At 66.7% G+C, this 406-nt stretch carries 1 protein-coding gene; it reads right to left on the bottom strand.

Annotated features, from left to right (window positions below; all coding sequences use genetic code 11):
- Nucleotides 1–406 (bottom strand): ABC transporter substrate-binding protein (locus E4T71_RS09125; protein ID WP_209304500.1); only part of this gene is annotated, 406 nt, incomplete at both ends.

Raw genomic sequence — 406 nt, 5'->3', positions numbered from 1 at the left:
TGCTGGAACTCCGGGCTGTAAAAGCGCGTGGCAGGGCTCAGCGGCCCGCCGGCGCGGGGGAATTCGTTGAAGTACACGCTCTTCAACGCGCCCTCGATGTCGGAGCTGCGCACGAAGGCTTCGCGCACTCGCACGTCATCGAACGGCGCACGGGTAATGTTCAGCGTGCCGTTGGTGGGGTTGCCGGGGCGTTGGGCGATCACCAGGGTCAGGTCCGGGTTGCGTCGAGCGGCCTCGTGGGATTCGGGCGGCAACGCTTCGATCACGTCGACCTCGCCAGCCTGCAACGAGGCGAAGCGCACGGAAGGTTCCTGGATGAACTTCCAGACGATCCGGTCGAGCCAGGCCGGGCCCTGGTGCTTGGCGGTGGGTGGCGCCCAGTTGTAGTCGGGGTTGCGCACCAGCT

Source organism: Streptococcus sp. WM07, from assembly GCF_004570525.1.
Classification (GTDB): domain Bacteria; phylum Bacillota; class Bacilli; order Lactobacillales; family Streptococcaceae; genus Streptococcus.
Note: the sequence above shows the minus strand (reverse complement) of the source record. Positions and strands in the feature narration are given on the sequence as shown.